This is a genomic window from Streptomyces sp. x-19 (assembly GCF_046549115.1).
GTDB classification, from domain to species: Bacteria; Actinomycetota; Actinomycetes; order Streptomycetales; family Streptomycetaceae; genus Streptomyces; species Streptomyces albulus_C.
The window spans coordinates 1-19,424 of sequence record NZ_JAJPWK010000039.1 but is presented as its reverse complement, the minus strand read 5'-3'; the positions used below and the strand labels follow the sequence as shown (position 1 = coordinate 19,424).

Sequence of the window (19,424 nt, the reverse complement as noted above, 5' to 3'; positions counted from 1 at the left end):
GGAGGGGTGAGCACACGGGCGAGGCGGGACTCGGCGGAAAGCAGGCCGAGCACGCGCACGCGCAGCCATCGCCACGAGCGGGAGCGCAGCACCCCGGGGGCGCCGACGTCGATCCCGTAGATTTCGTGCAGATCAGCCTCGACGAGAGGCCACTCGTCGAGGATCTGCGCCCAGCTCAGCGCGCGGTCTTGGCCTTCTTGCCCTTTCCGCGGGCGGGCGCCTGGCGGGTACTCGTACCACTCGTAGAGCCCCGATTCTTCGTCGAGTTCGCCGCACCCGACTGGCGTCGCGCTGCTCGATTCGGGGCCAGGCGAGAAGGGTCGCCGGCCGCATTCCAGAAGCGTTCCGCCGCTTCCTTGTCCTGCGCGATCCACACCATGGACGTGATCGCGGCGTGCTTGAGCGCGGGCCACTTGACGCCGTCGGACACCATCTCGTCATGAGCGGGGCCGAGGACTTCCCGGAACAGGTCCCGCTCGGCGGCGTCGCCGAGCACCTGCTCGTCGACCTTGCCCCCGTCGGCGGCGACCGCCGCGGCGTTGATCAGGGCCTGCGTCCGCAGACCGACCTCGGCCGACGGCGCGAGCACGGTGTAGACCTTGCCCTTGATGGGGAGCGGCAGCGTCTCGTCGAGCAGCTCGTCGAGCGCCTTGAACGGCACTATGCCTCACCCCCCGACGGCTTGAGCGTCTTCGTCCCCGCGGCCAGGGCCGAGGGGCCGCCGTCGGCGGCCGGGTTGGCGATGGGGACGAGGGGGCCGGAGCCGGTAAGCGTGACCTTGACCGTGTCGACCTCGTCGGGTCCGCCGCCGTCCGGCTCCCACGTCACCAGGGCCGTACCCTGCTGCGCGTCGTCGGCCCCGTTGCGGTCGTAGTAGCGGACGGTCACGTACGAGGCGGCGCCGAACGACATGCTCGCCTTGCGCAGGAACTCTTGCGCGGCGTTGAACGCACCGGTCGTCGGGTGCGCGCGGTGGGCGATCGTCGTCTCGACGGACCACGCGAGCATGGTCACGGCCTGCTCGCTCCAGCCCTCGGCGTCGTAGGTGGTGACGTCCTGCTGTGTCGGCTCCACCTTCGGCGTGAACTCGGTGACACCAGGGATGAGGGTCCACGTCGGGGCGTTGTTGGTGCCCATGTCCAGCTCAAGGCGGTACCGGCGGGCGAGCGCGGTAACCGTCTCTACCGGGGGCGTCGGGGTGCTCAAGGGGGCGCCCTCCTATTCGAGGTTGGGGTGCGCCCGGTGGGCGCGGGCGTAGTAGTTGGCGGTCCGCTCCCAGCGCCCCGACGCGTCGGCGCCGATGGGCGAGGCCGATACGCGGTAGAGGAGTTGCACCGGCACGTCGCCGAAGCGGTGCGGGCCGGATGCGTGCAGCACGGCGAGCACGGCGTCGTCGAGGTCGTCGACCTCGCGCGGGTCGGTGCCCGCGCGGGTGCGTACCTGAATGCCGGTCGTCGTGTCGGTGAGGGCGGGGGAGTCGAGGACCGGATACGCCGACAGGCAGATGACGCGGTCGGGTGCCGGGGGGAGCGCTGCGACGGTGATCGCGGTATCGCCCTCGGCGTACGGACCGTCGGGGCGGTAGACGCCGACGCCGTTCTCGGCGAGCAGCCGCGCGAGGCCGTCGACCAGGGAGCGGGTGTACGACATCAGCGCAGCGCCCGCCGCACCTGCGCGGCGATCAGGGCCTGCACGTCGCCGGACACCTCGGGGAGCACGCTTTCGAGGTACTTCGCGCTGCGCCCCGGGGAGTGCCGGGCGGTCATGTCCTCATGGACCCGCCGGGCGTACGGGGTGTCGTAGGAAACGGCGGCGGTCATCTGCTGCTCGTCGACCGAGGCGACGCCGGATCGTTCGAGGGTGCCCTCGGCGATCGGCACGCGCTGCCGGGACTCGGCGAGCAGGTGCTCGGCGCCGAGCAGCAGTCCGCGCAGCGCGCCGTCGCGGGCGCGGCCGAGGACCTGCTCGCCGTTCCACCGGACGCGGGCCCGGGCGGCGCGGCTCATTCGGTCGTCACCTCCGTACAGGCAGGGACCGGCAGGCCCGGGGCGGTGTGGCGGGCGACGGCGGTCGCCGTCGCGGTGCGGCCGTCGGGCAGGGTGATGCGCGAGCCGAGCGGGCAGTCGAGATCCGGGGCGGCGATGAACGTCGCCGCTGCGGTGAACTCCCGTCCGTCCGGTGCCCGGGCCATGCGCGGCGAGGGGGCGACGAGTGCGGGCACGGCCTCGATGGCGGGCCCGTAGGTGGGGCCGTACGCGGTGTCGGCGAGGTACGGCTCGATGCGGATGCGGTGGCGCAGCAGGACCTCGGGAACGCGGGTCACCATGGGATCACCTGTCCCGGGGTGAGGCCGGCGCGGCGCAGGGCCCGGGCGGCGCGCGGGGCGAGCTCGACGCCGGTCGTCGCCGCGGTGGTCGAGCTGCGCCCGGACAGGGACACGGGGCCGATGCTGACCGAGTCCCACTGTCCGCCGGCCCCGGTGCCGTCATCGCCGGCGGCGAGTTGGTACTCGACCTGTGCGCACGTGGCGTCGCTCAGCGCGGCGCGCACGGTGGGGTCGGTCGGGTCGCCGTCCTCGTCGACGGCGTACACCGCGGTGAGCAGCGCCGAGTCGATGTCCTCGCCGGCCCGGGCGAGCAGCCGCTCGGCGTCCGCGGGGGCCGGCTGACCGGTCCAGGCGGTGAGGGCCTCGGGGGTCGCGTAGGGCTGGCGGGCCACGATCACCCCCTCTTGCCGCGGGCAGCAGAACGGGCCGTCGGCTTCTTCGCCGGCGGCCCGCTGCTCTGCTCGTCTTCGGTTATCTGCGCCTCGTCCTCGCCCGGGGAATCGTTTCCTCTCCGGTGGTAGCGGCGGAGCATCATCACGCCGCCCCGCGGGTGGTGAGAACGACGATCCCCTCGTCGTCGAGGCGGTGCGTCGCGTAGTGCACGTTCGTGGTGACCACGGTCGTACGGGCGAGGATGTCGCGGTCGGTCTCGACGATCGGCCGGCGCTTGTAGAGCAGGCCCAGGGAGCCGCGGCGCACCATGAGCGCGTTGTACGTCGCCGGGGTGCCCTCGGCGCCCGGGGTGGTGGTGACGCGGTCGGAGACGTACACGTTCACGCCGCCAATCTGGCCGATCACGCCGCGCGGGATCACCGCGCCCGTGCCGAACTTGTCGGCGCTGATGAAGTTCGGGTCCTTGTAGATGCTCGCGCGCTGGAGCGAGTGAATGACGATGCCGGCCATGTTGTCCGGCTCCCACTCGTCCCCGAAGCGTGCGATGCCGTCCACGAGCACATCCCACGACAGTGCCTTGTCGGCGGCGTTGACGGTGATCGCGCCGGCGGCCTCGGCCGCGGCCGTCAGATCCTTGTCGATCTTCCGGGCGATCAGTAGGCCGAGCTGCCGCTGCGTCTCCGCGAAGGGGTCGCCGAACGCCACAAGGCGGGCCTTGTCCGTGATCTCAACCGCCTTGCCGGATTCCTTGATCGTGGCGGTGTTGCCCGGGTCGGTGCCGAGCTGCTCGGGGGTCATCGGGGCGCCCTCGGTCAGGTCCTCGGCATCCGTAAGCGCCTTCCACTTGGGGAAGTTCACGGAGTCGCCGGGCTTGCCTTCGAGGGTGGTGTCGTTGAGCGCCATCGTGCCGAGCACAAGCGCGCCCTTGAACTTCGCCTGAACCATGTCGGCCCAGACGTCCGGCACGATCATCTGTGCCGCGGTGGTCTTTCCGGTCGCCATGCGGCGGCCTCCTTACTCGGATGCGGCAGAAAGCTGCCGGTACAGGTCGGGGTCGGACTGGTGGAGGTCGACGCGCTCGGCGTAGGTCAGGCGCGCGAACTGCTCGGGTGTGACGGTGGCCGGGGCGCCGGGGGTGAAGTCGGCGCCGCCCTTGGGCGGTCCGGCCGGCGCGCTGCCCTCGGCGCGCAGCAGCGGGTTTGCCTCGACCGCGGCGGCGATCACGGAGTCGAGGCGCTCGGCGAACTTTGCGTCGCTCGGGTCGAGGGCTTCGAGCTGCGCGGCCACGTTGCGGGAGTCGAGCAGCCGCGCGGGGTCGGCGCCGCCCTTGTGCGCGGCCTGGTGGGCGGCGAGCTCGACGCGCAGCCGACGCGCCTCGGCGAGGGCGGCGTCGCGTTCGGTGGCGGCGTGCTCGGCGAGCTTGGCGGGGTCCTGCTCGCCGGCCGCGCCGGACGGGTCGAGCACGCGCCGCAGTCCGGCGAGCAGCTCGTCGCGTTCGGTGGCGGCCTGCTCGGCGCGCTTCGTGGCGTCGGCGAGCTGCTGCTCGGCGGCCGGGTCAACCGCGGGCGCAGCCGGGGCGGCCGGCGCGGCGGTGGGGGCCGGCGGTGTCGCGGGCGGGGCGGTCGTCGTCTGGCCGGCCGGGTCGGTGCCGGGCGCCTCGGTCGACGGTGCGTCGGACATGGGTGGGTGCCTCCGTGGCGGTGTGCGGGCATGAAAAAAGGGCCCGCCAACTGGCAGGCCCTATAAGGGGGGAGCGTCGGGGTGCCTACTCCTCGTCGGGGAGCGGGCGGCCGGCGGCGTAGCCGCGGACCCATGCGGAGCGGCGCAGATCGCCGGCAGGGAACGGGCAGGACGTCACCGGAGCGCGGTTCACACCGGCCTCGCGGCCGGCGTTCATGGCGCGCACGAGGTCGCCTCGACTGCCCACTGCTGCCCCCTGGTTCATAGGCGGTTCTGCCGGTCGTCGCGCGCTTTGCGGGCGGTGTCGGCCGCGGCGTCGCGTACCCCGGTGACCTGCTCGGCGTACTCGGCAAGCGTAGTGCGCGGGTGGTCCTGCCACCAGCGAATGAGGTCCTCGGACGCGCGCGAGTAGGCGACGTGCGCGGGCCCGGTGAACAAGCTCGCCGGATCGACGCCGGCAGCCCGGGCCTTGCGGTTGAGGAGATAGCCGTTCGTCGCGTCCTCGGCGGCCATGTACTGCGCCCACACGTGTTCGCGGTACATCTCGCGTATCTGCTCGCGGGTGTACGCGGTGCGCTGCGCCTGTGCTGCTTCCTCCCGCTCTGCGATCCAACGCTCGGTGGCGGTCATGCCGGCGTACGGGTCGTGGTCGAGGGCAAGCGAGCCCCACTCGTCGGGCTCGGCGGCCGGCGCGAGGACCTCGTCGAGGGCGGCCCGGTCGGCGAGCTGCCCCTCGACGGTGTGCCCGCCGGCGGCCTCGGGCAGCGGGGCGGGCGGGTACCGGCGGTCGAGCTCGTCGGCGATGCGCTCGACGTCGTCCGGGCGCGCGTAGCGGATCGCCCACCCGAGGACATCGTCGCCGAGGGCGGACAGGTCCTCGGCAAGCCGTCCGCCGGGGAACACCTCGGCGAGCAGCCGGCGCCGGTTGGCCTCGGCCGTGATCGCGCCGCGCTCGCCCTCGTCGGCGTGCCGGGCACGCGTGGCGAGGTCACGGTCGGAAAGGCCGATCAGGTCACGACGGGCGGCGGGCAGGGCGGCGTCGAGGTCGCGCCGGTCGAGCTCGGCCGCAACGCGCAGCAGCTCGTCGTCGCCCAGGTGCGCGAACGCGGCGGCGAGCTCGTCGTCGCTGAACTGCGTCAGGGGTTCGGCGAGCTTCCCGTCGGGGCGCAGCCGCGCGAGCAGCTCGGCCTCGTCGCGCCGGTCGGCCTCGGCTCGGATGCGGCCGAGGTCGCGCTGATCGAGTACCCCGGGCCGGATCGCGGCGCCGAGCTGCTCGTCGCTCATCTCGGGCAGGGTGCGCTCGTCGCCGGCGCGCACGCGCGCGGCCTCGAACGCATCGGCCCCCGGGCCGTCGGGGGTGCCGGGCCGGCCGGCGGTGCCGTCCGGACGCGGGGGAAGGTTCCCGGCGCCGAGCTGCTCGCGCTCGCGCCGGCGGATGAGCTCGGGGTGCTCGGCGAGGTGTCCGCGCATCCGGCCCTGCCAGGCGCGCACCTTGGCCTCGGCCGCGCGCTTGCCCTCCGGGCTCGTCGAGGCGGCGGCGCGGTTCTTCCACTTCCTGATGTTCCGCTCGATGGCGCGCTGCTTCTGCGTCGCCTCGTACCCGTCGGGGTCCTCGGACGCTTCCTCGCCAGGCCGTGTGATGCCGGGCAGGTAAGCGGCCACGGAGTGGCGGCAGTTGGGATGCTGAAAGCCGCTGCGCCGCGCGCCGTCGAGGGAGCCGGCGACGTGCACGCGCACGGTGCGGCCGTCCTCGGTGGCGTGCTCGACGTCGACCTCGCGCGCCCCGTCGGGGCCGTCGATGCTCAGCACCTTGCCCTCGTAGGGGCGGCAGATGGGGCACTCGTGCGGGGCGTTGCTGACGATGACGAGAGACAGGTCGGCGGCGCGCAGTCGGTCGGTGTGTCCCTCGACCGCGGCCCGACCGACCGCGGTACGTGTGGCCATCTCCGCGTAGCTCGTCATCTGCCACGCGCGCCCGCTCTTGTCGACGAAGGTACGAAACCCGCGGTCGGCAAACCGCTCCATGGCGCGCTGCGTGGCCTGGCGGCGGGTGTCGATGCCCAGGAGCGGCGTTGCCGATACCTCGCTGATCACCTGCCGGTATCCGTCCTCGACGCCGCGCAGAATGCCGCGGTGGGTCTCGGTGACGAGGTCGACGGTTTCCTGCGCGAGGCGGTCGACGGCGCGCGTCGCCGGCGTCGACTCGGCGATGCGCAGCCGGTCGGCGTCGCCCAGGGCGCCGAGCTCGGCGAGGCCGGATCGGGCCCCCACGTTGTACGCCTCGGCGACGACGTCCCAGACTTCCAAGTCGAGCGCGGTCGACAGGGAGTCGACGACCTGCTGCGCTGCGCGCCGTAGCGGTTGGATGTCGGCGAGCTTGGCGACGGCCCACCCCGGGGCGTCGTAGCCGTCGGCGAGCTGGCGCGCGACGAGGCCCAGCAGCCGCGCCTCGGCGTCCGCGTAGAGGGCAGCGACGCCGGCGGACAGGTCCTCGACGAGGCCGGGGTGAATCGGCACGGCGCCCCCTTCCTTGCGTCAGGCGAGGGCGCCGGCCTGCATGGGATCGGGCACGGCCTGCCCGTTCTCGACGAGGATGCGCTCGACCTCGGCCTGCACGCGCTCGTCGGGCCAATCGGGGTGCAGGATGCGCACGCGCGTGTCGACGCTCGCAGCCTGCGCCTGTGTGAGCAGGGAGAGGGTTTGCGCGACGCTCGTCGGGTCATCGCTTACCGCGGCTCCGAAGGTGGTACGAGGCCGCTCGGGAACGATGCTCCGGGAGAACAGGACGCGGTCGAGCATGAGCTGCACGTGCAGAATCTCGGCGAGCTCTGGTGCCCAGTAACCCGCCTTCTGCTTGCGGGTGGTCATGCTCTTACGCTGCCGCGCCTTGACTTCGGTTGCTGTGATTGCGCCGGTGTCCTCCATGCCGAACGTGGCGACGGAGTAGCCGGCGGACTGCACGGCTTGGCGCACGAGCCGGTCGGCGGTGCTGTCGTGCTCGGCGACCCTGATCGCGAACTGCGACAGGGTGATACCGGCGGACTCGGTGGGCGGGATCGCGAGGCCCTGCCAGATTTCCCGGTCGTCGTCGAACGAGGCGCCGCGGCCGGGGCCGTGATCGCGTAGGTAGGAGTCCGGCACGATCAGCCGGGCCCTGGCGAGACGAATGTCGCGCATCCAGCTCGACCACGTCTCGTCGAGCGAGTCCATGAGGTCATGAATCGGTGCGTCGTAGTCGCTGCGCCCGAACATCGAGCCGCGGTACATCCTGCTCGGCAGGTTGCGCACGTAGACCGCGGTCAGGGAGTCGATGCCGGTTGCGATGGCGTCGCCCTCGGCGCCGAGCGAGCCGGCGAGGCCCTCTGTGTCGGGGTGCTCGGTGAGCGGCACGCGCCGGCCGAGCGAGTCGGGGGTGCCGTGATAGAGGGCGTGCAGGATCTGCCCGCGCTCGTGCCGTTCCAGGTGGCGCCATACGGTCGCGGTGTCGCTGCCGTGCAGCTCGCGCCAGAACGTCACCGCGCGCAGCACCCCGTACGAGAACTCGGGCGCGGCCCGGTCGGGCTGCATCACGGTGAGCAGCGGCCGGTCGACGAGCTCGGTATCCCATGTGCACCGCAGGTACGCCCCGCCCAAGGCGGCGCAGACCTCGGCGGCCTCCAACAAGGTGTTGGCCAATCCGCCGGCCTCGGCGAGCTCGTCGAGGCGGTCTTGCGTTGCGGTGTCGGTCACGGCGAGGGCGAGCGGCTCGGAGAACAGCAGCGAGGCCGAGGCGCTCGCGATGTCGCCGGCGAGGGGAATGTGCAGCCGTCGGTCGGGCTTGCCGGGGTGCGGCTGGCGGTGGCGTCCCCACAGGCGGCGCCGGCCGTCCTCGCGGTGCTGTGAGCCGTGACGGTAGACGTTGGTCAGTCGGTGGTGACTTCCGCTGTACCACGCGTCGTTGATCTTCATCTCGCGATACGGCACGGCGAGGTGCGGCGGGGGCCACGGGGCGCCGTTCTCAGGCAGCGGCACAGTGCACCCCCCGTCGGCGAAGTCGTGAGCGCTCGCGCGCCGCAGTGCGGCAACGGCGGCACTTGCGGGTGCCGTTGCCCGCTCTGTACGTGTTGGCGGTGTCGAACCGGTGACCGCGGATACACGCGACCTGTCGAGCGCGCGCGGCTGCGTGCGACTCGCCTCGCAGCACGTTGACGCGCTGCGTCACGGCGTCGAGGTGCTCGGGGTTCACGCACCCTCGGTTGCGGCACAGGTGGTCGATCACCAAGCCGTCAGGGATCGGGGCGACGAACGCCTCGTACGAGACGCGGTGCGCGTACTGCCGCTCGCCGTCGACGCTGATGCGGGCGTACCCGTTGGGCATGAGGTAGCCGGTCCACTGCCAGCAACCGCCCGGGGTGTCGGTGACGGTGGCGAGGAATCGGTCGGCCCAGTCAACATGCATGGTGCGCCGCCCCCCTTCATGACGAGGCCCCAAGCGCCAACAGGGGCGGCCGGGGCGGAGGTTGGAGGGCTATGCGGCGTGTGCGAGAAGTCCTCGCCACTCGTGCGCGGTGCTGTGGATGACGTAGCGCAGGGCGTCGACCGAGTGATCGTCCTTCTTTACGGGCTTGTCCTCGCCGCGGGCGGCGGCCTCTTCTGACCACACGTAGTTGGGCAGTTCGGCGAGCAGGCCGGCACACGAGCGATGGATGCGCAGCAGACCGGAGTCGAGCGCGACCGACACACTTCTGATGCCGTCGATCACCTCGTTCACGGCGCGCGTGACGCCCGGGTGCCCGTCCTCCCAAAGCTGCGTGGAGTAGCTCGTAGCCGAGGGGTCGATGAACGTCCACTCGGGGACGACGCCCAGCTCGGCGAGCCAGTCGCGCACGGCGCGGCTGTACGCGGCGTCGGTCATCTGGCGGTGTGCGGCGCGGGAGTCGTGGCGCCATTCGCTGACGACGTACAGCCGGTTGTCGTCGCCGGCGCCAAGCAGCAGTGCCGAGAACGGGTTCGACGTGCCGTAGTCGATGCCGACCCAGTACCGGCGCATGGCGGGCAGTTCGTCGACGACGTGCTGCTGCTCGTCGTAGGCGTCGTAGATCGCGCCCTCGGCGACAACCCACTCGCCCAGGATCATGCGGCGGCGCCACAGTCCGGTGAACTCGGCGGCGAGCGCGGCGACGTACGCCTCGGTCAAGCTGGGGTTGTCGGCGAGCTGAAAGTGAAACTGCGCGAGGTCGAGCTCGCCGGCACGGTCGAGGTAGTCGGTCCGCAGCCAATGCCGCGGGCTGTCCGGGTTGGTCGTGCCGATCAGCTTCGCCCCGGGCACAGACAGGCGGGCGAGCAACTGCCGGAAGAACGCGGCGGGCAGCAGCGTGACCTCGTCGGCGTAGGCAAGGGCGGCCGTCATGCCGCGCAGCCGACCCTCGGCCCGGGCGTCCGCCGCGCCGACGAGGTGCACAACGCGCCCCATGATGACGGCGGTTGTGGCGCCCCGGGTGTGGCGTACCTCGGCGGCGAGATCGCCGAACAGCGTCGCGTCTTGCAGCACGTCGAGGCAGTTGCGTTCGATCGTCTGCAAGCTGCGCCCGACGATGACAATCAGGCCCGAGGCCGGCGCCCGGCGGACCATGAGCAGGAAGCAGACAAGGCTCGCGATCGTCTTTCCCGACCGCACACTGCCGTGCCAAATGTTGATACGGGCGGTGGCGCCGCGGATGGATGCGAGCTGCTTGTCGGACAGGGGGAGGGGCGGGGCCATCACACCCCCTGTCCGTCACCTCCCGTGGGCCCGAGCAGGGCGTCGGCGAGGCGGTCGAGCATCGCGCCGCCGCTGCTCCCGGTGCCGGTCTGCCGAGCGAGCTCGGCGACGCGGGCGTGAACCTCGGTCAGGGCGCGGGCGGCGGTGGCATGGTCGCGGGCATCGCGCGCGGACTCGGCGCCGATGGTCTTGGAGACCTGCCCGAGGGCGCCGTCGAGGGCATCGTCGGCGAGCTGCTCGCGCCGTGCGGCAGCGTCTGCTCGCCGTGCCTCGGTGGCTGCGGCGACGCGCGCGCCCCCGCTGAACGCTAGCCCTTCCGCACGGGCGATCTTGCTTACGGTGGCGGCGCTGCGCCCGATGGTCCGGGCGATCTCGTTACGCGATTTGCCCTCGGCGTGCAGTTCGCGGACCTGCTTGCGGTCGCGGTCGGTGATCGGCTCGGCCACGTGCTCACCTCCCGCAGGACATGCGAACGCCCCGCCGCACGGGGGGAAGCGGCGGGGCGTACGAGTGAGGGGCCAAAGTTTCCGGGCACGCCGGAGGCGCTCCCGACTTTAGGTCACGAACGGATAACGGCGCAAGCTTCTATCGGGAAGATCGTTCACTGAAAGAGCGAGCCCTGCTCGGCGTTGTCGCCGAGCTCGAACAGCGCCTCGTCGGTCGGCGCCGGCTTGGTGGCGATCCAGCCCTCGCGCCACGTGCCCGCGGCCTCTGCCTCGTCGGCGTTGCACTCCTCGCACGTGTCGGCCTGCTGCTCGCTGTCGCGGTGCTCGATGCACAGCAGGTCCCACACGTACAGCGGGTCGTCGGCCGGGGCGTCTTCCTCGGCGTTCATCTCGGCGGCCCGGTTGGCGGCCTGCACGGCGCAGTCGTACGCCTCGACGCATCCCTCGTCGTTGAATACGCCGGCGTCTTGGGTGGGCTGCTTCCGGGCGCACGTCGTGATCGGGTCGCCCGACACGTCCGGACGAACGGCAACGTGGTGCAGGCACTCGGGCACGGTCGGCTCGACGGCGGCGGCCGGCTTCTGCGGGGTGGGCGCGGTGCCCTCGGCCGGGAGGTGCGCGAACATGCAGAGAAAGCCGCGCTCGACGCGCCAGCCTGCCCGCTTGAACCTGTCGCGCAAGATCTTCAGCTCGGCGCGGTGCGGCTCGCCATCGTAGGCGGTGTAACAGCCGGCCTCGATCCAGTACGCGGCGACCCGCCCCTCGCCGCGCGGCTCCAGCATGTAGCCACGCACGCTGGTGTCGAACTGGTCGGCGTAGCGGCTCACGTCGATGCCGTCGGTCAGCCGGGCCGGTGTGAGGTCGGTGAGGGCGAGGCGGGCGGCGGCGACGTCGGGGTGCGAGGCATCGCTCGGGGTGCTGCCCTTGGCAGTGCCGGCGTGCTCGACGACGACCCCCTCGACGACGTTCTGCCCACCGGCCAGCGGCGCGCCGAGCTCGCGTGCGATCTGCTCGGCAAGGTCGACGGATGCGGCGTAAGCCCCGTCGTCGATCGTGCGCGGGTCGGCGGTGAAGGTGTGCAGCTCGCCGTGCGCCGCGGTGATGGCTCCGGGCCACGCGCCCCGAAGGAATCCGACGACCTGCTCGCGCTCGATCACGAGCACGTCGCCGTCGAGGATGTGCTCGCGGCACTGCGTCGCGTTGTACGCCTCGCTGGTGGAGTAGAAGCGGTGCACGAGCGGGCCGGCCGCGCGCGCCTCGGAGTGCTCGCGGTTGAGCCGCGCCGCGGTCGCCTCGGCCTCTTCCTGGCTGGTCGCCTCGACGATCATCTCGCCATCGTGGTTGTCCCACACGCTGTACTCGCTGCCAGGCTCCGGGCGGTACTCGGGGCCGATCAGGATCACGGAGTAGCGCGCCGTGTCGTCCTGTGCGGCGTCGGCCTGCTCGACGGTGTCGGCGAGCTGCACGGCCGCGGCAGCGAGCGGGGAGGCGTCGGCGAGGCGGCGGGCCTCGACCCGCTTCTCGGCGACCTTGTGGCACGTGGCGCACAGCTCGTACCCCTTGTCGAATAGGGCGACGGCGGAAGACAGGTCTTCGTACGCGCTGATCACCCGGCCGCACAGGGTCTCGTCGTTGCGAGGCGAGTAGTGGACGCGCTTACCGCGGCCAACGGTGGCGTAGGCGACTCCGGCCTGCTCGGTGAACGTCTCGCGCTGCTCCATGAGTTGACTCCCTCTCGGTGGCTGTGGCGCCGGCCGGTGTTCGGTGGCGCGCTCTATTTATAGGGGGTCTAGAAGAGAAATTTCAAGAGGGTCTAGAAAAGAATCTTGGGTAAGCCCGTACGCTGCTCCCATGGACACGACCGACGACGCCGAGCAGCAGCGGGCCGCGCTGCGCGCCCGTATGGCTGAGCACCTCGACGCCGCCCTCGCCCTGCTCGACGACATCGCCGACCCCGTCGAGCGAGAGTTCACGGCACGGCTGCTCGCCGACGACCTGCTGCCCGATGCGGTGAAGCGGGTCAAGGCGGTGCGCACCGGTGCGGCCGTCGAACTGCGGACGGGCCGGGGGTTGAAGCTGCGCGAGGTCGCCGAGCTGTACGGGCTCACAACCGGCCGCGTCGATCAGATCGCCAAGGGCAAGTAGCGCGCGGCCCGAGAAGCGTCCCGGGCCGCGCGCCGGCCGGCGGCCTAAGCCGCGGTGGCCATGTCCACCCCGAGTGCGGCGATCAACTCGGGGAGGTCGCCCCACTCCCAGACACGCCGGCCGGTCCTCGTCATGCCCACGGGCGCCGTGCACGTGGGCCCGGTCGCGCACGTGACGCTCGGTGCCTCGTGCGGGTCGGTGTGCAGGGTGAGCTCGCCGCCGCACCACGGGCACGGCCGGTCGGGCACGGGCGTGGTGCGCTGGTCGAGGCCGAGGGTTCGCAGCAGCCGGCCCTCGGCGATCCGCGCGGTACGCCGTGCCTCATGCAGCAGATGCGGGGGCAGGGGAGCGAACGGCGGCGCGGCGGGGGCGCCGTCGAGCTGCTGCTCGGGCTCGGTGTCCTCGTCGAGCACGCGCCCCTCGACCCACACGCACGCGAAGTGCAGGCCGTGCGCACGTGAGCCGGCCGCGCCCCGTGCGTCTGCTGCGCCCGGGTTCTGGAAGTCCCATCGGCGCGGGTCACCGTGGCTCGCGTGCTGGACGGCGGCGGCGAGGGTGTCGGCGAGGGCGAACACCTGCCGCTCGATGGCGAGGCCGGCGTCGAGCGCGTCGACGTTCAGCGGGGCGGGGTGCTCGCGCAGTACGAGCGGCGCCCGGTCCTCGACGACGAGCGGCTCGTCGTCGCCGGCGCGCAGGGTGTGCGCGAGCTGCCGCGGTGGCCAGACGTCCGCGGGCGGCGTCTCGATGGCGAGCAGCAACTCGGCCCACTGCTCCCGGATGGAGCGCAGGGCGGCGACGGTCTCGTGCACGGCGGTGGCGTAGTTCATCGGCTCACCTCCTCGTCGGCGTGCGGGCGCAGGGCTTCGGCCTCGGCGGCGTACCGGTCGCGCTCGGCCTCGGTCTCGACGAGGCACTGCTCAGCAGCAGCGATCCGGCTGTGCAGGCGCATCGCTGCTGCCTGCTGCCCGCCGGCGCTGCGGCGGTGCGTGTCGCCCTCGGCGATCTCGGCCTCGACGTCGCCGCGCAACAGGGCGGATTCCTCGGGGGTGAGCACGCCGCGGTCGGCACGGGAGAGCAGGACGCGCAGACGAGCGCGGCGGGCGTCGCGCTCGACCTCGCGCTGCTCGCGGCGGCCTCGACGGGAATCGATACGGGTACGGGCGTTCACGGGGTCGGTTCTCCGTTCGTACGGGCACGGCGAGTCAGGCGAGCGACGAGGCGCCGAGCGCCGCGGGTCTCCCGCGCGCGAGGCGCGACCGGTCGCGCGTGCCTGGTGGTGTTGATCTCCCATCCCTCGATGGCGAGGCGGTCGAGCAACTCGGCGGCGGTGAGTGTGGCGAGGTGGGGGTGCACGTCGAGTGCGTCGGTCAAGTGGGCGGCGATCACTGCGCGCGCGGCTGCGGGAGTCATCGGCGAATTCCTCCCGAGGTGTGGCGGGCGCGGGTCTCACGCGGTGCGGGTGGCTGGCACATGAGGCGGGCGAGGCGGACCTGCTCGGCCTCGGCCTGCTCGTCGTCGGTGGGGGCGAGTTGGGCGATCAGGGCCTCGATGCGCGAGGGGTGAACGCCGGACAGGGCGCGGCGCCCCTTGCCGTTGCGCCGGTATCCGCTCTGGCACGCCTGCTCGGGCTGTGCCTGGCAGTGCGGGCAGCGGACGCCGAGCGGGTCGGGGATGCCCTCGGCGACGATCGCCTCGCGGTGGGCCCGGGCCGGCCGGTAGGCGGCGAGGTCGCGGGCGACGTGCTCGGGCATGTATCGGCGCGGACCGTTGCCTACTCCCGACATGAGGGCGGCGAGACGTTTCTGCCCTGCTGAGTTGATCTCGGCGCGGTACTGCGCCGGCGGGGTGTGCCCATGGGCGACCGCGGCTCGGGTGCCGAGCAGTTCCTCGCGCCACGCGGCCGGGTCGTCCGGATCGGCGGCCGGTACGGGGTCGGTGTGCCGGTTCATGAGCTCGCCGCGGTGCGGTGCCCATGCGGCGAGCACGTCGTGCGGCTCGACGGCGCGGAACTGCGCGCTGCGGTCGCCGGCGCGCTGCTCGTAGTAGCGGCGTACGGCCTGCGAGGCGTCCCAACCGGTGTCCGGCAGGGTGGCGGGAACCTCGGCGAGGGCGGCCGTCCAATCCGCGATGGTGCGGGCGGACTGCTGCGGGTCGGCGAGGGCGCGGCGCACGCGGGAGTCGAGCCGGCCGGCGTAGGCGAGTAGCGCGGCGATGTGTTCGTCGATCACGGGGTGCCCTCCTTTTGGGCTTTCAGCAGGGCGAGGCCGGCGGCGAGGTTGTCGGTGTACGCGGCGGGAGCGGCACGCAGCGGCGCGACGTTGGGGCCGGGCAGGGCGGCGGGGGCGCGGTCGAGGTCGCCCCAGACCTTGAGCCAGTAGCGGGCCGGCTTCGGCTCGGTGCCGGTGGTGCGGCGGGCGGCGAGGCCGACGAGGGCCTCGACGCCGTGCGCCTGGACGAGGCGGAAGACGTCGCGCTGTTCGCCGAGGCCGAGCGTCCAGCGGACGGCGACGCCAGCGGCGGCGAGGGCGTCGCCGAGCGGGTGCAGTTCGGGAATCAGCGGGGAGCGGGCGGGCGAAGTCGCGCGCGGCTGCTGCTGTGCTTCTTGTTCTCTCTTGTTCTTCTTGTTCTGGGGGCCGGTTTCCGCTCCCCCCGGGGCCGGTTTCCGGCCCTCCCCCGGACCGGATTCCGGCCCCCCGGGGGCCGATTTCCGGCCCGGGCCGGAATCTGACCCGGGCCGGATTCCGGCCCCCTCTGCACGGATGTGGCCGAGGGCGAGCGGCAGGCGATACACGGTCTCGCCGGCCGGACCGGTGACCCCTGCGACGACGAGCAGCTCGCCCGAGTCGAGCAGCGCGTCGACGGCGCCCCGGACCGTCGAGCGGGCGGCGCGGGTGCGCTGCATGAGCATCGCGGTACCGGCGTAGGCGGTGCAGTCGGCACCGGCCTTGTCAGCCACGGCGAGCAGCACCACGAGGGCGGTACCTCGGGCGGCGGACTGGTTCCATACCCAATCCGTGGCGTCGAGGCTCAACGGTCCGTCTCCTTACTGGTGTTGGCGATCCGGGGGCCTCGGGCCGGCCGGCAAGCGCGGCAGGGGTGTGCAGTGGGCAGCGGTGGCCGGTGAGGTAGTGGCGCACGTCGTCGAGGGCGCGGCAGTGGCGGCCGGCGGCGCCGTCCCAATGCCCGCAACGGGTCGGGACGGCGGGCCCGTGGCTCACGGCGCGGCGTCGGCCGCGGCTGGCTCGGCGGCCTCGGGCCATCCGGAGAACTGCGAGGGCACGTCCTCGACCGTGGCCTGCTCGGCGCCCTGCGGGGCCGGCTGCGGCACGGTCTCACCCTCGATGTAGTCCCCGGGCACGTCGAGCCCCTCGGGCGACGCATCACGCCGCACGGTCTCGTCGTGCGCGACCGCCCGAGCGAGCTCGGCACTCTTCGGAATGATCTTGAAGAGTTGGCGAATGGCGGTCTTGCGGGCCATCGCGTCGTAATCCGTCGACCACGGCCCAAAGTCCTTGGCCTTGCTGCGCTTTCGGATCGTCTCGATGTCGTCGACGTCGAGCACGACGAACGCGCTACCGCCGTTCGACAGGCGCGCAACGGCGTAGTAGTCTGTCGGCCGGCCCTTGGCCGAGCCGCGCGCCGGCCGGTGCGTCAACTTCGGTTCGAGCCCGTACTCGTACTCGAACTCGTCGCCCTCGTACACGGTGTGGGCGTCGAGGCCGGCGGCGAGCGGGTGCTGCCAAAACAGCTTGATCATGCCCTGATAGCCGATGACGAGCTGTACCTCGTACGCCCGAACCTTCTTGTTCCAGAACGGCAGCAGGTACGCCTCACCGGACACGCCGCCCGGTTCGAGGCCGAGCGCCGAGCAGGTCATCAGCGCGCCGGCGAACGACTCTTGCGTGCACTCGGCGAGGTGCTCGACCCTGCGCAGCTCGGTAAGCGCGATGCGCGCGATCCGGTCCGCGCCGCCAAGGTGCGCGGGCAGCGCGCGCTCAATCTCCGGGCGCATCTGCTGCACGAACTGCACGAGCGTCGGCTGCGCCGGGCGGTTGGGCTGGACGGCGGGGGAGTGCGACCGGGTGCGCTTGTTGGCGACCCGCTCGGCAAGGTTCGTGCTCACGCTGCGCTCGTCTCCTTCGGGACGACGAGGCGTCGGGCGCGATGCGCCCGGAACTCGTCGGGGTGCTCGGCGGCGAGGCGCTTCGTATCAAGCGCGTCGACGCGGTGCGTGTACTGCTGCGCGAGGTCCGGGTACGCGGCGGCGAACCGTTTCGTCGAGAGCGGCCCGTTCTGCTTCCACGTGAAAGCGACGGCGCCCTGCGTCTTGACGACCTCGGCCTCGCCGGCGACCGCCTTCAGCTTGTTGTCGACCTCGCGCAGCTCGTCGGCGGTCCTCGCCTCGCGGGCCTTGAGCTCGCGCCGGCGCTCCAGTAGCGGCCCGACCTCGGACGGGTCGGCGACGGCCACGGCATCGGCCTTGACCTTGTAGAGGTGGCCGAGCAGTTCCTCAGTCGCCTCGGACCCATCGACGGGCGGCGGGGTGCCGTCGAGCACTCCCTGCCAGAACTCACCGACGAGGGCGACGAGGTGCTCGACGAGGGCCTCGTCGCGCTCAACGCGGTGAATCAGCAGCCGGTTACCACCGAGCAGAGCGGCGACATGCGCGTGCTCGTACCCGGTAACGGCGAGATACCAGAGGGTTTGGAGCGCCGGCCCATCCGGTACACCGAGCAGCCACTCGTCGAGCTGGAACGCGCTACGCGTCTTGATCTCCAAGAGGCTGGACGGCCGCCCGCCCTCGTCGAGCACGTACCGGTCGACGTTGGCGAGCATCCAACGGCGCTCGACGTGCGCGAGCGTCCCCGGGCCCTCGACGACGGCGAGGCCGGACCGCTCGGAGAACACACGGGCGATCGTCGGCTCGTGCTCCAGTCCCCAGAACGCAGCCTCGGCGAGCTCGGGGTTCATCGGGCGGTCGAGCGGCAGCTCGCCCCGCTTGTCGAGGTAGACCTCGTGCGCCGAGGTGTACTTGCTCATACCGAGCACCGCGGCGACTTCCGAGCCGCCAACTCCCGTACGACGCACGGCGAGCCACTGCTCGCGGTCGAGGTTCGGCGGCGCCACGACGACGCCCGTCGGTGTCACGGTGGCCGGCGCGGCGGCGATCACTTCGCGCCCCCGACGTACCGGGCATACACACGGTGCTCGACGACGCCGTGCTCAACGACCGTGCGGGCGACCGCCTCGAAGGTTCCGGCCGGAAGGTAGGAGGAGAGCCGGCCCCGGCGAATCGCTTGTGCAGCCGACGAGGCGCGGGCGATGTTGGCCGACTTCTGTACGACACCCCACGACCCGGGGTGCGACTGGAGCTCGCTTGCGATCAAAGAGTGCTTGGTGTTCTTGCTGCGCGGCGGTGGGCCGATGAAGTCGACTGCCACGTATCCCCCTCGGGCTTGTCGTCGAATTCAAACAGACAGGGGTGCAGCGCACCCCTACAGGCGCTTTGCCTGTATCTGTCCTCGAACAAGAACAACCGTAAGGAGTCGAGATCTGCACGTCAACGCCGTTGTCTGCTGTGCATCAAGGGGCGATGGCTGCTTAGATGAGACTGTTCGTGTTCTGCGACAAGAACGGAGTTGAGAACCGTGTCGGAGAACGACACCTCCACTGAGGGCGCCGAGCCCACCCCCTTCGCCGACATCGTTCGTGAGGCGTTGGCGGTCAAGGGGGAGACCTTGAGGAGCCTCGCCGCGCGCTGTGTCGACCCGGTGACCGGGAAGGCGGTTGGGCACTCCACGCTGTGGAAGATCGCCGACGGGCAGAGCTACAAAAACGGGCCATGGCTAAAGCGAGCCGTTGCGGCAGGGGTCGACCGCGATTTCGACGAGGTCGAGAGGGCGGCGGCGGCAGAGTGGGCCGGCCTGATCGTCGGCGACCCGCTCAGGGCGAGCACGAGTGAGACCAAAGTCGTCGTCGTGTACTCGTCAGACGCCACGCCGGAAGACCTCCCGATCCTTCAAGAGAAGCTAAAGGAACTTGGACTCGGGAACGCCCAGGTCGTAAGCGGAATCGACGGTGACGCCGAGTCGTAAGGGCGTGACCTGCGGTGTCTGTGGGAGTAGTGTGGATCGGACTTTGCCTCGGACATATGTTCGAGGGCGGAGGTCCGGCCATGCCACGAGGGGGGCATCTTGTACCGCGTCACCCGAACCCGACTCGACGACAAAGCAACAGCGGCCGGCGTCGCCAACGGCGACGACCGGCACGTGATCTTGGATGACCGCTCCATCACGAACACGGGCGCCCTGGCGCTCGAACTCGTCTTGAACGCCCTTGCCCCCCACGGTGGCGATCAAGAGCAGGCGCCGCGCCGCGGAGAGCCAAAGCCCGAACCAGGCAAGCGGCAAGAGTGAACACGAGGAAGGGCCGCGCGGAGCGATCCGCGCGGCCCTTCCTCATGTGTTGAGCTGGACTCAACCCCGTTCGCCAAGGGTCCATTCATGCAGGTCACGCCGCGCTTTGGGTGAGACCGTGGTGAGCCCCTGGTGAGACCGGTGTGAGACCGGACGCCGTCGTACTGGGTGTCACGGGATGGCAGGGTGGGCGCCGCCTACCCCTTGTGACCAGCGCAAACGTCATGCGGCGTCATGAGTCGGCATCCCCCAACACATCCCCCTCCGGACTTTTAATC

At 71.8% G+C, this 19,424-nt stretch carries 26 protein-coding genes; 3 read left to right on the top strand and 23 right to left on the bottom strand.

Annotated features, from left to right (window positions below):
• Positions 1-175: 175 nt before the first annotated feature.
• The 15 genes from ACLJT4_RS39660 to ACLJT4_RS39590 all read right to left on the bottom strand — a co-directional run bounded on the left by ACLJT4_RS39660 (position 176) and on the right by ACLJT4_RS39590 (position 12,306).
• Entirely contained in the window at positions 176-661 is a 486-nt protein-coding gene (locus ACLJT4_RS39660; protein WP_411129914.1) for a hypothetical protein, read from the bottom strand.
• Positions 661-1,206 (bottom strand): phage tail tube protein, encoded by a 546-nt coding sequence (locus ACLJT4_RS39655; protein ID WP_411129913.1) that lies wholly within the window; start codon positions 1,204-1,206, stop codon positions 661-663. The genes ACLJT4_RS39660 and ACLJT4_RS39655 overlap by 1 nt, the downstream gene beginning before the upstream one ends.
• A 12-nt stretch (positions 1,207-1,218) precedes the next feature.
• Positions 1,219-1,650 (bottom strand): minor capsid protein, encoded by a 432-nt coding sequence (locus ACLJT4_RS39650; RefSeq protein WP_411129912.1) that lies wholly within the window; start codon positions 1,648-1,650, stop codon positions 1,219-1,221.
• A complete protein-coding gene (locus ACLJT4_RS39645) occupies positions 1,650-2,006 on the bottom strand; it encodes a hypothetical protein (protein ID WP_411129911.1) in 357 nt (118 codons plus the stop codon). The genes ACLJT4_RS39650 and ACLJT4_RS39645 overlap by 1 nt, the downstream gene beginning before the upstream one ends.
• Entirely contained in the window at positions 2,003-2,326 is a 324-nt protein-coding gene (locus tag ACLJT4_RS39640; RefSeq protein ID WP_411129910.1) for a hypothetical protein, read from the bottom strand. The genes ACLJT4_RS39645 and ACLJT4_RS39640 overlap by 4 nt, the downstream gene beginning before the upstream one ends.
• A complete protein-coding gene (locus ACLJT4_RS39635; RefSeq protein WP_411129909.1) occupies positions 2,320-2,718 on the bottom strand; it encodes a hypothetical protein in 399 nt (132 codons plus the stop codon). Before ACLJT4_RS39635 ends, ACLJT4_RS39640 begins: the two co-directional genes overlap by 7 nt.
• A gap of 142 nt (positions 2,719-2,860) precedes the next feature.
• Positions 2,861-3,721, bottom strand: a complete 861-nt coding sequence (locus ACLJT4_RS39630) for a N4-gp56 family major capsid protein (protein ID WP_411129908.1) — start codon at positions 3,719-3,721, stop codon at positions 2,861-2,863.
• Positions 3,722-3,733: 12 nt separating this feature from the next.
• The gene (locus ACLJT4_RS39625) at positions 3,734-4,399 is read right to left on the bottom strand and encodes a hypothetical protein (RefSeq protein WP_411129907.1); all 666 of its coding nucleotides are present in this window, start codon (positions 4,397-4,399) and stop codon (positions 3,734-3,736) included.
• Positions 4,400-4,484: 85 nt separating this feature from the next.
• Complete coding sequence (locus ACLJT4_RS39620) at positions 4,485-4,646, bottom strand: Rmf/CrpP fold protein (RefSeq protein WP_165484735.1); 162 nt, start codon at positions 4,644-4,646, stop codon at positions 4,485-4,487.
• Between the two features lie 14 nt (positions 4,647-4,660).
• Entirely contained in the window at positions 4,661-6,916 is a 2,256-nt protein-coding gene (locus ACLJT4_RS39615; protein WP_411129906.1) for a phage minor capsid protein, read from the bottom strand.
• A gap of 18 nt (positions 6,917-6,934) precedes the next feature.
• Positions 6,935-8,347 carry a phage portal protein gene (locus tag ACLJT4_RS39610; RefSeq protein WP_411129905.1) on the bottom strand — a complete coding sequence of 471 codons (1,413 nt, stop codon included), beginning with the start codon at positions 8,345-8,347 and terminating at the stop codon, positions 6,935-6,937.
• Between the two features lie 49 nt (positions 8,348-8,396).
• The gene (locus tag ACLJT4_RS39605) at positions 8,397-8,837 is read right to left on the bottom strand and encodes an HNH endonuclease signature motif containing protein (protein WP_411129904.1); all 441 of its coding nucleotides are present in this window, start codon (positions 8,835-8,837) and stop codon (positions 8,397-8,399) included.
• A gap of 69 nt (positions 8,838-8,906) precedes the next feature.
• Positions 8,907-10,139, bottom strand: a complete 1,233-nt coding sequence (locus ACLJT4_RS39600) for a PBSX family phage terminase large subunit (RefSeq protein WP_411129903.1) — start codon at positions 10,137-10,139, stop codon at positions 8,907-8,909.
• Positions 10,139-10,585 carry a helix-turn-helix domain-containing protein gene (locus tag ACLJT4_RS39595; protein WP_411129902.1) on the bottom strand — a complete coding sequence of 149 codons (447 nt, stop codon included), beginning with the start codon at positions 10,583-10,585 and terminating at the stop codon, positions 10,139-10,141. The genes ACLJT4_RS39600 and ACLJT4_RS39595 overlap by 1 nt, the downstream gene beginning before the upstream one ends.
• 155 nt (positions 10,586-10,740) lie before the next feature.
• Positions 10,741-12,306, bottom strand: coding sequence for a hypothetical protein (locus ACLJT4_RS39590; RefSeq protein ID WP_411129901.1), 1,566 nt, complete (start codon positions 12,304-12,306; stop codon positions 10,741-10,743).
• A 130-nt stretch (positions 12,307-12,436) separates the two neighbouring features.
• Here ACLJT4_RS39590 and ACLJT4_RS39585 point away from each other — a divergent pair, with 130 nt between their 5' ends.
• The gene (locus ACLJT4_RS39585) at positions 12,437-12,730 is read left to right on the top strand and encodes a hypothetical protein (RefSeq protein ID WP_411129900.1); all 294 of its coding nucleotides are present in this window, start codon (positions 12,437-12,439) and stop codon (positions 12,728-12,730) included.
• Between the two features lie 44 nt (positions 12,731-12,774).
• Here ACLJT4_RS39585 and ACLJT4_RS39580 read toward each other — a convergent pair whose 3' ends face one another.
• From ACLJT4_RS39580 to ACLJT4_RS39545, 8 genes are all read right to left on the bottom strand, one after another.
• The gene (locus ACLJT4_RS39580) at positions 12,775-13,557 is read right to left on the bottom strand and encodes a hypothetical protein (protein ID WP_411129899.1); all 783 of its coding nucleotides are present in this window, start codon (positions 13,555-13,557) and stop codon (positions 12,775-12,777) included.
• Positions 13,554-13,898, bottom strand: a complete 345-nt coding sequence (locus ACLJT4_RS39575) for a hypothetical protein (protein WP_411129898.1) — start codon at positions 13,896-13,898, stop codon at positions 13,554-13,556. Before ACLJT4_RS39575 ends, ACLJT4_RS39580 begins: the two co-directional genes overlap by 4 nt.
• Positions 13,895-14,140 carry a hypothetical protein gene (locus tag ACLJT4_RS39570; protein WP_131122909.1) on the bottom strand — a complete coding sequence of 82 codons (246 nt, stop codon included), beginning with the start codon at positions 14,138-14,140 and terminating at the stop codon, positions 13,895-13,897. Before ACLJT4_RS39570 ends, ACLJT4_RS39575 begins: the two co-directional genes overlap by 4 nt.
• Positions 14,137-14,958, bottom strand: a complete 822-nt coding sequence (locus tag ACLJT4_RS39565; protein ID WP_411129897.1) for a hypothetical protein — start codon at positions 14,956-14,958, stop codon at positions 14,137-14,139. Before ACLJT4_RS39565 ends, ACLJT4_RS39570 begins: the two co-directional genes overlap by 4 nt.
• Positions 14,955-15,761, bottom strand: a complete 807-nt coding sequence (locus ACLJT4_RS39560; protein ID WP_411129896.1) for a hypothetical protein — start codon at positions 15,759-15,761, stop codon at positions 14,955-14,957. The genes ACLJT4_RS39565 and ACLJT4_RS39560 overlap by 4 nt, the downstream gene beginning before the upstream one ends.
• Before the next feature lie 183 nt (positions 15,762-15,944).
• Complete coding sequence (locus ACLJT4_RS39555) at positions 15,945-16,853, bottom strand: recombinase RecT (RefSeq protein WP_411129895.1); 909 nt, start codon at positions 16,851-16,853, stop codon at positions 15,945-15,947.
• The gene (locus tag ACLJT4_RS39550) at positions 16,850-17,902 is read right to left on the bottom strand and encodes a YqaJ viral recombinase family protein (RefSeq protein WP_411129894.1); all 1,053 of its coding nucleotides are present in this window, start codon (positions 17,900-17,902) and stop codon (positions 16,850-16,852) included. The genes ACLJT4_RS39555 and ACLJT4_RS39550 overlap by 4 nt, the downstream gene beginning before the upstream one ends.
• Positions 17,899-18,171, bottom strand: coding sequence for a hypothetical protein (locus ACLJT4_RS39545; RefSeq protein ID WP_411129893.1), 273 nt, complete (start codon positions 18,169-18,171; stop codon positions 17,899-17,901). Before ACLJT4_RS39545 ends, ACLJT4_RS39550 begins: the two co-directional genes overlap by 4 nt.
• Before the next feature lie 207 nt (positions 18,172-18,378).
• On the opposite strand from ACLJT4_RS39545, the gene ACLJT4_RS39540 reads away from it, so the two are divergent.
• The gene (locus tag ACLJT4_RS39540) at positions 18,379-18,825 is read left to right on the top strand and encodes a hypothetical protein (RefSeq protein ID WP_411129892.1); all 447 of its coding nucleotides are present in this window, start codon (positions 18,379-18,381) and stop codon (positions 18,823-18,825) included.
• Between the two features lie 99 nt (positions 18,826-18,924).
• On the top strand, positions 18,925-19,146 hold the full coding sequence (locus ACLJT4_RS39535; RefSeq protein ID WP_411129891.1) for a hypothetical protein: 222 nt from the start codon (positions 18,925-18,927) through the stop codon (positions 19,144-19,146).
• Positions 19,147-19,424 lie beyond the last annotated feature (278 nt).

Coding starts and splice junctions, on each gene's coding strand:
- ACLJT4_RS39650 (WP_411129912.1), bottom strand. CDS start 1,650: ATGTCGTACACCCGCTCCCTGGTCGACGGCCTCGCGCGGCTGCTCGCC.
- ACLJT4_RS39645 (WP_411129911.1), bottom strand. CDS start 2,006: ATGAGCCGCGCCGCCCGGGCCCGCGTCCGGTGGAACGGCGAGCAGGTC.
- ACLJT4_RS39640 (WP_411129910.1), bottom strand. CDS start 2,326: ATGGTGACCCGCGTTCCCGAGGTCCTGCTGCGCCACCGCATCCGCATC.
- ACLJT4_RS39630 (WP_411129908.1), bottom strand. CDS start 3,721: ATGGCGACCGGAAAGACCACCGCGGCACAGATGATCGTGCCGGACGTC.
- ACLJT4_RS39625 (WP_411129907.1), bottom strand. CDS start 4,399: ATGTCCGACGCACCGTCGACCGAGGCGCCCGGCACCGACCCGGCCGGC.
- ACLJT4_RS39610 (WP_411129905.1), bottom strand. CDS start 8,347: ATGAAGATCAACGACGCGTGGTACAGCGGAAGTCACCACCGACTGACC.
- ACLJT4_RS39605 (WP_411129904.1), bottom strand. CDS start 8,837: ATGCATGTTGACTGGGCCGACCGATTCCTCGCCACCGTCACCGACACC.
- ACLJT4_RS39600 (WP_411129903.1), bottom strand. CDS start 10,139: ATGGCCCCGCCCCTCCCCCTGTCCGACAAGCAGCTCGCATCCATCCGC.
- ACLJT4_RS39590 (WP_411129901.1), bottom strand. CDS start 12,306: ATGGAGCAGCGCGAGACGTTCACCGAGCAGGCCGGAGTCGCCTACGCC.
- ACLJT4_RS39585 (WP_411129900.1), top strand. CDS start 12,437: ATGGACACGACCGACGACGCCGAGCAGCAGCGGGCCGCGCTGCGCGCC.
- ACLJT4_RS39580 (WP_411129899.1), bottom strand. CDS start 13,557: ATGAACTACGCCACCGCCGTGCACGAGACCGTCGCCGCCCTGCGCTCC.
- ACLJT4_RS39570 (WP_131122909.1), bottom strand. CDS start 14,140: ATGACTCCCGCAGCCGCGCGCGCAGTGATCGCCGCCCACTTGACCGAC.